We start from the raw sequence: 8,852 nt of genomic DNA on the forward strand, positions 1-8,852 counted from the left end.
GCCGTGCGATGAACCCGACGCCCGTGCCGTCCGTTGTCAACCGGTCAGGTCCCACCGCCGCCAGGGCCGACCGAGAGGGGGCACGGTTGACCGTCCCGCTGCCGCTTCCGGCCCGGGCCGGCGCGCCGGCCGTCGACGCGCCACCCCCGCTCGACGACACACCCGAGGAGCTGACGTCCCGCGCGACCGTCCTCGATCCGGGCCGGTGGGCGGGCCGGTGGAGCGGACTGGCCACGCTGTCCGGCCCGCCGACCGCGCCGGCCGTCGCCGCCGACCCCCGGCCGACGACACCCGACGCCCCGGCCGCGGTCAGCCCCGCTCGGCCCGCGTCCGACCCACCGCGGTCGACCGGGACCCCCGGCGTGGCCCGATGGTTGGCCGGCGGTGAATGGGGCGCCGAGGACCGGGCCCGGCTGCGGCGGGCGTTGACCGACCGCTACGACGCGTACGCCCGGGTGGTCACCCGCACCCTCGCCGAGGAGCCCGGCCTGCGCGCTGCCGGTCACGGCGCCGACCTGGTCGGCGACCTGGTGGCGCTCTGCGCCTACGCGGCGGACCCGGCGGCGGTGAACCATGTCCTCCGGGGATCGGACGGCCCGCCCGGGGCGGCCACGCTGCTCGCCCGAGGCGCGGCGAGCGGGCTGCGCCGCCTCCCCACCGTCATCGGCCCGGTCTACGCCACCAGCAGCGCGCCGACGGCCGACGGTTACCGGGCCGGCGACGAACTCGTCGAGCCGGCCTTCGTCGACGTGCGACTGTCCGGCGGGGCCGGTCCCGACGTCGCGGTCGAGTACGTCATCTGGTCGGTCAGCGCCCGACGGATCGACCCGTTCACCTCGCCGGCCCGGCCCACGGCGGCCTTCCCGCCGGGCAGCCGCTTCGCGGTGCTCGCCGTCGACGATCCGGAGGGCGACGGCCCCGTGCGGGTGCTGCTGCGCGACCGTACCGGTGAGCGCCCCACGGCGGCCGGTCGGGGCGAGGAGACGCTGCGGCGGCTGCGCGCGAACGCGACCGCCGCCGGTCTCCACGCCCCGATCACCATGGACTTCCCGATCGGCCTGGACGACCGGGGTCGCCGCTTCGTCCCGGACCGGCCCGCCGACGCGACGCCGGCCCGGTCCACCGCTCCCGTTCCCGGAGGTTCGCGACGATGAGTTCCAGTGTGGTATCGGTGTCGCACACCGAGCCGGGCGGGCTGCCCCGCATCGCCGACGCGCTGGCGGTCGCCGGCCCCGGCACGACCATCGTGCTCCAGCCGGGCATCTACCACGAGGAGCTGCGGATCGTCGGGGACGTCACGCTGGCCGCCGAGGACGGCCCCGGCACCGTGACGCTCCAGGCGCCGGACGCGGTCGCCCTCTTCGTCGGCGCCGGCCGGGTGGAGCTGCGCGGCATCACCGTCGTCGGGGGCGGCGACCGGTTCCCGGCGGTGCAGGTCACCGGCGGGTCGCTGCGGATGTCGGACTGCGAGCTGACGGCCGACGGGCTGGTCGCGTTGCACGCCGGCGACAGCCGCCTGGACCTGCACAACTGCGTGGTGCGCAATGCCGCCGGAGCCGGTCTGCTGCTGGAGAGCGGGATGACCGGGACGGTGCGGGCCAGCACCGTCCGCGACGTCGGCGGCGCGGGGGTGGTGATCTCCTCCGGCGCCGACCCGGAGCTGGTGGACTGCACGCTGACCGAAACGGCCGGACCGGCCGTGCTGTCCGCCCGCGCCGGTCGGGGCAGCCTGACCGACTGTGTCGTGTCCGCGGTCGCCGGGCCGGCGGTCGCCGTCGAGAGCGGCGGCGCCGTCCGCCTGCTGCGCACCACGATCCGTGACTCCGGTGGCCCCGCGCTGGTCGCCACCGGCGGGCGTCCGACGCTTGAGGACTGCGTCGTACGGGAGGTCGACGGGCACGGGGTGGTGATCGCCGGGGACGCCGCCCCGACGCTGTCGCGCTGCCAGGTCGAGACCACCACCGGGCACGCCGTGTTCGCCCTGGAGACCGCCACCGGACGGCTGGTCGACTGCCGGCTCGACGCCACCGCCGCGGCGGCGGTCGCCGTCACCGGCGGCGCGGCGCCCACTCTCGACGACTGCCGGATCACCGGCGCCGGCGACGCGACCGTGGTCTTCGACGGCGGAGCCCGGGGCACCCTGACACGGTGCACGGTGAGCGGCGGCCGGACCGGCGTGCTGGTGCGCACCGGCGCCGATCCGGTGCTCGACGACTCGACCGTCGCCGACTGCCGGGAGTACGGCGTGCAGTGCGTCGACGGCGGGCTCGGCACGGTGCGCGGCTGCACCGTCGAGAGCTGCGGCGAGGCCGCCGTCCGGGTCGCCGGGGCCCGGTTGGTGCTCACCGACTCCCGGCTGCGCGGCGGCCCGTACGGGGTGATCGTCGCCGGTGACGGCCAGGCCACCCTCACCTCCTGCGAGATCGGCTCGGCGGCCCGCGCCGGAGTCGTGGTCGAGGCGGCCGGCGATCTCGACCTGCGGCACAGCCGGGTCAGCGGCGGCGACCTGGTCGGCGTGCGGTTCGCACCGGGCTCCCGGGGCACGCTGGCCCGGTCGGAGGTCGTCGACAACGGCACGGACGGGGTGCTGCTGGAAACGCGGGAGCCGGTCGACCTGACCGGCGCCACCATCACCGGCAACCGGCGTGAACAGATCCGCCGGGTGGGGGCCGCGACCCACCCGGACCGGCGGGAGGCGCCCCGGACCGGCGACCGCCCGGCCCCCGACGCGACACCCGTCGTGCCCCCGCCCGACCCGGAGCCGGGCCGGCGGATCCCGGATCCGGTCCGGTTCCCGTCACCGGGGGCGACGGACGCCGAGGCGGACGCGGTGGCGTCCGACGGCGGCGACACCGTCGCGCCGCTGCTGGCGCAGTTGCACGCCCTGGTCGGCCTGGCGGCGGTGAAGCAGGAGGTGGCGACCCTGGTCGGGCTGCACCAGGTCGCGCAGCGGCGGGCGGCGGCCGGGCTGCCCCGCCCGCCGATGTCGAGGCATCTGGTCTTCGCGGGGGCGCCGGGCACCGGCAAGACCACGGTGGCCCGGCTGTACGGCCAGATCCTGACCGCCCTCGGGGTGCTCGAATCCGGCCAGCTCGTCGAGGCGTCCCGGGCGGACCTGGTCGCGGAGCACATCGGCGGCACCGCGGTGAAGACCACCCAGAAGTTCACCGAGGCGCTGGGCGGCGTGCTGTTCGTCGACGAGGCGTACACACTGAATCCGATCGAGGGCGCGGGCGGGCACGACTTCGGTCGGGAAGCCGTCGACACCCTGGTCAAGCTGATGGAGGATCACCGCGACGAGGTGATCGTGATCGTCGCCGGCTACTCGCCGCAGATGCGGCAGTTCCTGGCCGGCAACGCCGGCCTCGCCTCACGCTTCTCCCGCACCGTCGAGTTCGACAGCTACCGCACCGACGAGCTGGTCACCATCGTCGACCGGCTCTGCCGCACCCACCATTACGTGCTGGAGTACGACACCCGCGCCGCGTTGGCCGGGCTGTTCGACGCGATGCCCCGCACCGAGTCGTTCGGCAACGCCCGGGTGGCCCGGAAGATCTTCGAGGAGATGATCGGCCGGCAGGCGTACCGGCTGTCCGCGCAGGGCGCCAGTGACGGGGTGGAGCTGGCCCAGTTGCTGCCGCAGGACCTGGGCGCCGCGCCGACCGCGACCGCCGGCTCGGACGCGGCCGGCAGCGCCGCGGTGGACGGCCTGCTCGCCTCGCTGCACGCGATGATCGGCCTGGAGGCGGTGAAGCGGGAGGTCGCCGACCTGATCGACCTGCTGGCCAACGCCCGGGTCCGGATCAGCGCCGGGCTGCCCGCCCCCGCGGTCTCCCGCCACCTGGTGTTCTCCGGGCCGCCCGGCACCGGGAAGACAAGCGTCGCCCGGCTGTACGGCCGGCTGCTGGCGGCCCTCGGGGTGCTCAGCGGTGGGCAGGTCGTCGAGGTGGCGCGCGCCGACCTGGTGGGCGAGTACATCGGGCACACGGCGCACCGGACCCGAGAGGCGTTCGACCGCGCCCGTGGCGGCGTGCTGTTCATCGACGAGGCGTACACGCTCACTCCCCCGGACGCCCACAACGACTTCGGTCGCGAGGCGATCGACACGTTGGTGAAGCTGATGGAGGACCACCGCGACGAGGTGGTCGTGATCGTCGCCGGATACGACCAAGAGATGGCGGCGTTTCTCGCCGCCAACGCCGGCCTGGAGTCGCGGTTCACCCGGCACATCCACTTCGCCCAGTACACGCCGGACGAGCTGCTGGCCATCTTTCAGAGCCTCGCGGCGGCCAGCGGGTACGAGTGCCCGCTGGGCACGCTCGACGCGCTGCGGGCGCACTTCACGGCGGTGCCGAAGGGCCGGTCCTTCGGCAACGGCCGGTACGCCCGTCAGCTACTCGACGAGGCGGTCACCCGGCAGGCCAGCCGGCTCCGGGGGCGTACCGACCTGTCGGTGGAGGAGCTCCAGACGTTGCAGGCCGTGGACGTGACCCCGGCCGCGACGCCCTGACCCGGCTCTACTGCCAGGGTCCGCTGCGGCAGATGAACTGGGTGGTGCCGCTGTACTGGGTCGTGCTGCCGTCGAAGTAGCTGTAGCTGGCCCGCACGGGGTGGCCGAGGTTGCTGGCCGGGCAGGCGGCGAAGAGGGTCGACCCGGCGGTCGTGAAGGTGCCGACGCTGCCGGAGTACCAGGTGATGCTCCAGGTCGTCGTGCCGGTGCTGCTGCCGTCGCAGTAGAACTGCGAGGCGCCGGACTCGCAGAAGGGCGCCGGGGCGGCGGCGAGGGCCGGGGTGGCACCGGCGGCGGCGAGGCCCAGAGCGGCAAGGGTGGACGCGGCAAGGACCTTGGCGGTGGTACGCATGGAACTCCTCCCAACGTGGTCGAGCGATGACTCAACGCAACGCCAGCCTAGCCGCCGCATAGACGTACCTGGATTGGCCGTTCGGTCACGGCCATCCGCAGCACCGGAGCTGCCCCCAGCCGCCTGCCGCACCTCCCCGCCCCCCGTTCCACCACCACCGCGCCTGCTGACGGCCCGGTCGACCGATTGGCGCGCAACGATCGTCACGGCGGCGGTGGCCGTCGGCGCGTCGCCGCCGCCGATGGCGGGCCCGGCGGCATGCGCGCGACCGAGGCGACGGCCCGGCGTATCGTCGGTGCATGCGCGCGAGCGACGTAGCGATCTCGATGGACACGGTCACCGAGGACATGCCGGCCCGAGAGGCCGCCCGAATCCTGGCGGCGCAGGATCTGCCCGGCCTGATCGTGGTGGACACCGCGGGTCGCCCGTCGACGGTCCTGGCGGGCACGCAGGTACTGCGCATGGCGTTGCCGTCCTACTGCCAGGACGATCCGGCGCTGGCGCGGGTGATCGACGAGGCCGCCGCCGACGTGGTCCTGGCGGGGATCGGTAACCGTACCGTCGCGGATCTGCTTCCCCGCAACCGCCCGGGCCTGCCGGCGGTCAGCGCCGACGCCACTCTGCTTGAGGTTGCCTCGGTGATGGCCCGCACGAACGTGCCGCTGGTCGCGGTCGTGGACCGCGACCAGGTGATGACCGGGGCGATCACCCTGGACGGGCTGCTCGACCGGATCCTCGGCACCTGAGGAGTCAGAAGAACCGCAGCCACAGGTACGGCACCGCGATCGCCACCGAGATCACGGTCACGATCAGGCCGTACTTCGTGAAGCCCCAGAATGTGATCTTGTGCCCGGCCCGGTCCGCGATGCCGAGCACCACCACGTTCGCCGACGCCCCCACGGCAGTGGCGTTGCCGCCGAAGTCAGCGCCGATGGCGAGCGCCCACCACAGCACCTGAGCCTTGTCGAGCCCGCCCTCGGCGTTCACCAACTCGCTGACGATCGGGCTCATCGTCGCCACGTACGGAATGTTGTCCACGATCGCTGACAACCCCGCCGAAGCCCACAACAGCAACATGGTGGCCGGCCAGAGCTTGCCCTCGACGGCCCCGGTCGCCGACCGGGCGATGCTGTCGATCACCCCGGTGGCCACCAGGGCGCCGACCATGACGAACAGGCCGGCGAAGAACACCAGCGTCGGCCACTCGACGTCCTTGGCCACCTCCTGAGCGTCCAGCCGGGACAACACCAGCAGCAGCAGTCCACCGAGCAGCGCCACCACCGACGGCTCCAGGTGCAGCACGGTGTGCAGGCTGAACGCGAGCAGCACCGCGCCGAGCACCACCAGGCTGATCACGACGAGGCGGCGGTCGCGAATCGCGTCCGCCTCCCGGAGCGCCATCACCCGTGCGGCACGCTCGGCGTCGTACCGGAACGCCCTGCGGAACATGATCCGGCACAGGCCGACGAACACGACGATCACGATGAGCACCAGCGGGGCCATGACGTTCAGGAAGTCGGTGAAACTCAACCCGGAGCGGCTGGCGATGATGATGTTCGGCGGGTCGCCGACGAGGGTGGACGCGCCACCGATGTTCGACGCCATGACCTCGGCGATGAGGAACGGGACGGGTGGCACGTCGAGTCGCTCACAGACCAGCAGCGTGACCGGCGCCACCAGCAGCACCGTGGTGACGTTGTCCAGCGCCGCCGAGACCACGGCGGTCACGACGACCAGGATCACCATGATCGGGAACGGCCGGCCCCGCGCCTTCTTGGCGCTCCAGATGGCCAGGTACTCGAACAGGCCGGTGCGCTTCAGGACACCGACGATCAGCATCATGCCCAGCAGCAGGAAGATGACGTTCCAGTCGATCCCCGCTTCTTCGGAGAAGAACGCGTGCTCGGCGTCGGTGGCGCCGATGGCCAGCATGATCGCCGCACCGCCGACCGCCACCGTCACCCGGTTGATCTTCTCGGAGGCGATCAGGACGTACGCGGCGGCGAACACCGCCACCGCCATCCAGGCCAGGATGCTCATTCGGCGTTTCTCCGGTTCTGGTCAGCCGTCACCGCAACGCCGACCAGACTTCCCGGCACACCGAGATCAAGCTATCAGTCCGGGCGGTCATCCACCGTTCACGAGGGCCTCGGCGACGAGGCCGCCGGCGGCCGGACGCCGGTCGGCTCAGTGTTCGGTGGCCTGGCCGGACCGCGGCTGGTAGATGTCCGGCACGCCGTCCTGGTCGCGGTCGGTGGTCTCCAGTTCGCGGACCCGTCGGTAGACCCGGGTACGGGCGCGCAGGACGACGGTCGCGAGCAGCGCGGAGAGCAGCGATCCGGTGAGCACCGCGACCTTGACGTGGTCGTCGCGCTCGCTGCCGAGGCCGTAGGCGAGTTCGCCGATGAGCAGGGAGACGGTGAACCCGATGCCGGCGAGCAACGCCAGGCCCAGCACGTCGTACCAGTTCAGGCCATCTTCCGGGTCGGCTCGGGTGACGCGCGACGCCAGCCAAGTGGCGGCCATGATGCCGATCGGTTTACCGACGATCAGGCCGACCACGATGCCGAGCGCGACCCGGTCGGTGAGCGCGGTGGTCAGCCCGGCCAGGCCGCCGACGGTCACCCCGGCGGCGAGGAAGGCGAAGACGGGCACCGCCACCCCGGCCGAGAGCGGCCGGAACCGGTGCTCGAAGTGCTCGGCCAGCCCTGGTCCGGCGTCCGGACCGCCGGCCGCGGCGCTGCGCACGACCGGGACGGTGAACGCGAGCAGCACCCCGGCGACTGTCGCGTGCACGCCGGACTCGTGCACCAGCACCCAGGTCGCCGCCGCCAGTGGGAGCAGCAGCCACCAGGAGCGCACCCGGCGCTGCACCAGCAGGCCGAAGACCGCCAGCGGGATCAGCGCCCCGGCCAGCGGCCCGATGGACAGGTCGGAGGTGTAGAACACGGCGATGATGACGATGGCCAGCAGGTCGTCGACGACGGCCAGGGTGAGCAGGAAGGTCCGCAGCGCCGAGGGCAGCAACCGGCCGACCACGGCGAGCACGGCGAGGGCGAAGGCGATGTCGGTGGCGGTCGGGACGGCCCACCCCCGCGCGGCGCCCTCCCCCGCGCCGGCGGCGATCAGGACGAACAGCAGCGCGGGCACCATCACTCCGCCGACCGCGGCGGCCACCGGTATCGCCGCACGGCGGGGATCGCGCAGGTCACCGGCGACGAACTCGCGCTTGAGCTCCAGCCCGGCGACGAAGAAGAAGATCGCCAACAGGCCGTCCGCGGCCCAGGTGGCGAGACTGAGGTCGAGGTGCAGCGCGGCGGGCCCGACCCGCAGGTCACGCAGTGTGTGGTAGCTCTCCGCCCACGGTGAGTTGGACCAGAGGAGCGCCAGCACCGCCCCCACCAGCAGCAGGGCGCCACCCACGGTCTCCTTGCGGAGGATGGTGGAGATGCGGCTGGTCTCGCTCCACGAGCGGCGGGCGAACAGGCTGGTGCTGCGGCGGTCGGCGTCAGACACGGGACTCCTCGTAGGCAGGCAGGGACCATCACCTCGCCGACCAGGCTTCCCGGCACACCGTGACCAGCCTATCCGCCCCGGCGCCGGACGTATCGATCATCGCCGGTCAGGCAGCCGCCGGCCGCCCGAACGGCCGTCTCCGGCGCTGTGCGGCAGGCCACCGGACGGCGTCCTGCCGGCTTGGCGGTCGCCACCGGATCGGCGTCACCTCGGCTCGGCGGGACCGTCGGGTCCGGTGCCGTGGGAACCGGCGCCGGTGACCGGAGCGGCCCGGCTCCCGCCGTCCGGCCCCTCGGCGCGGAGCGGTGGCCCCGCCGCCGAGCGGCGGGCCTGCCCGATCCGGCGCAGCACGCCGTGCCAGGCGGGCGTCTCGCGGGACTCGTCGAAGGCCCGCGCGACCACGACGTCGGTGGAGGAGTGCGCCAGGATCGAGATGACGATGGTCAGCGCCACGAGGTGGAAGACCTCGTCGCC

Annotated in this window: 6 protein-coding genes and 1 pseudogene; 3 read left to right on the forward strand and 4 right to left on the reverse strand. The window is 73.5% G+C overall.

The genetic code is table 11. The annotated features are described in order from the left end of the window. Nucleotides 1-86: 86 nt before the first annotated feature. Together ACIA6B_RS30900 and ACIA6B_RS30905 are read left to right on the forward strand one after the other, a co-directional pair. Nucleotides 87-1,154 carry a hypothetical protein gene (locus ACIA6B_RS30900; protein ID WP_396778782.1) on the forward strand — a complete coding sequence of 356 codons (1,068 nt, stop codon included), beginning with the start codon at nucleotides 87-89 and terminating at the stop codon, nucleotides 1,152-1,154. After that, a complete protein-coding gene (locus ACIA6B_RS30905) occupies nucleotides 1,151-4,510 on the forward strand; it encodes a right-handed parallel beta-helix repeat-containing protein (protein WP_396778783.1) in 3,360 nt (1,119 codons plus the stop codon). Before ACIA6B_RS30900 ends, ACIA6B_RS30905 begins: the two co-directional genes overlap by 4 nt. A gap of 7 nt (nucleotides 4,511-4,517) precedes the next feature. On the opposite strand, the gene ACIA6B_RS30910 is transcribed toward ACIA6B_RS30905, so the two are convergent. After that, the gene (locus tag ACIA6B_RS30910; RefSeq protein WP_396778785.1) at nucleotides 4,518-4,862 is read right to left on the reverse strand and encodes a hypothetical protein; all 345 of its coding nucleotides are present in this window, start codon (nucleotides 4,860-4,862) and stop codon (nucleotides 4,518-4,520) included. A 299-nt stretch (nucleotides 4,863-5,161) separates the two neighbouring features. Here ACIA6B_RS30910 and ACIA6B_RS30915 point away from each other — a divergent pair, with 299 nt between their 5' ends. Beyond that, nucleotides 5,162-5,608 (forward strand): CBS domain-containing protein, encoded by a 447-nt coding sequence (locus ACIA6B_RS30915; RefSeq protein ID WP_269691005.1) that lies wholly within the window; start codon nucleotides 5,162-5,164, stop codon nucleotides 5,606-5,608. A gap of 4 nt (nucleotides 5,609-5,612) precedes the next feature. Here the strand turns inward: ACIA6B_RS30915 and ACIA6B_RS30920 are convergent, their stop codons facing one another. The 3 genes and pseudogenes from ACIA6B_RS30920 to ACIA6B_RS30930 form a co-directional block, all read right to left on the reverse strand. After that, nucleotides 5,613-6,902, reverse strand: coding sequence for an ArsB/NhaD family transporter (locus ACIA6B_RS30920; protein ID WP_396778574.1), 1,290 nt, complete (start codon nucleotides 6,900-6,902; stop codon nucleotides 5,613-5,615). A 147-nt stretch (nucleotides 6,903-7,049) separates the two neighbouring features. Beyond that, nucleotides 7,050-8,396 (reverse strand): Na+/H+ antiporter NhaA, encoded by a 1,347-nt coding sequence (gene nhaA, locus ACIA6B_RS30925; RefSeq protein WP_396778789.1) that lies wholly within the window; start codon nucleotides 8,394-8,396, stop codon nucleotides 7,050-7,052. Nucleotides 8,397-8,582: 186 nt separating this feature from the next. Continuing rightward, nucleotides 8,583-8,852 (reverse strand): annotated as a pseudogene (locus ACIA6B_RS30930) (sodium:proton antiporter); the annotation flags it as partial.

Origin of the sequence: Micromonospora sp. NPDC051141, assembly GCF_044455765.1 — a bacterium.
Classification (GTDB): domain Bacteria; phylum Actinomycetota; class Actinomycetes; order Mycobacteriales; family Micromonosporaceae; genus Micromonospora.